This is a genomic window from Pseudomonas sp. K5002 (genome assembly GCF_013386655.1).
Lineage (GTDB): Bacteria > Pseudomonadota > Gammaproteobacteria > Pseudomonadales > Pseudomonadaceae > Aquipseudomonas.
Genome location: NZ_JACARK010001107.1, coordinates 1 through 1,011, shown reverse-complemented (window position 1 = coordinate 1,011; position 1,011 = coordinate 1). Strand labels below are relative to the sequence as shown.

Sequence of the window (1,011 nt, the reverse complement as noted above, 5' to 3'; positions counted from 1 at the left end):
ATCAACTGGCTGACCCGGCCAGCGCGATCCTCGACATCGACCGCCGTGTGGCCGAGGCCATGCGCAGCGAGGCCTACCCGACCGAGAACTTCGGTGTGCCATTGGCCGGCAGCCTGATCCCGTGGATCGACAAGGAACTGCCTAACGGCCAGAGCCGTGAAGAGTGGAAGGCCCAGGCCGAGACCAACAAGATCCTTGGTCGCTTCAAGAGCCCGATCCCGGTGGACGGTATCTGCGTGCGCATCGGCGCCATGCGTTGCCACAGTCAGGCGTTGACCATCAAGCTGAACAAAGACGTGCCGATCGCCGATATCGAAGGGCTGATCAGCCAGCACAACCCTTGGGTCAAGCTGGTGCCGAACAACCGTGATATCAGCATCCAGGAACTGAGCCCGAACAAGGTGACCGGTACCCTGAATGTGCCGGTTGGCCGTCTGCGCAAGCTGAACATGGGTACGCAGTACCTGGGCGCGTTCACCGTCGGCGACCAACTGCTGTGGGGCGCGGCTGAGCCGTTGCGTCGCATGCTGCGGATCTTGCTGGAGCGGTAATCGCTGCTGGTAATAAGAAACCCGCGTTCTGGTGACAGGCGCGGGTTTTTTATTGCGCGCTCGGGCCTCTTCGCGAGCAANNCGCGAAGAGGCCATCAGCCACACCACAACCCCCAGGTTAATTGCCTCACCCCCAGCCACCCGGTAAAGTGCCGCTCCCCCCGCAATGCCCGAGGCAGCCCCCATGACCCAGACCTTTGATATTGCCGTGATCGGCGCCACCGGCACCGTTGGCGAAACCCTGGTGCAGATCCTCGAAGAGCAGGACTTCCCGGTAGGCAGCCTGCACCTGTTGGCCAGCAGCGAGTCGGCCGGGCATTCGGTGCCGTTTCGTGGCAAGAACGTGCGGGTGCGGGAAGTCGATGAATTCGATTTCAGCAAAGTCCAACTGGTGTTCTTCGCCGCCGGCCCTGCGGTCACCTTGAGTTTTGCCCCGCGCGCCACCGCTGCGGGCTGCACC

Annotated in this window: 1 protein-coding gene and 1 pseudogene; both read left to right on the top strand. The window is 62.6% G+C overall.

What is annotated here, in order from left to right; all coding sequences use genetic code 11:
- Positions 1-551: aspartate-semialdehyde dehydrogenase (locus HX846_RS33740; protein WP_178967100.1), on the top strand; the 551-nt coding region annotated here is incomplete at its 5' end.
- Between the two features lie 184 nt (positions 552-735).
- Positions 736-1,011, top strand: a pseudogene (locus tag HX846_RS33735) (N-acetyl-gamma-glutamyl-phosphate reductase); the annotation flags it as partial.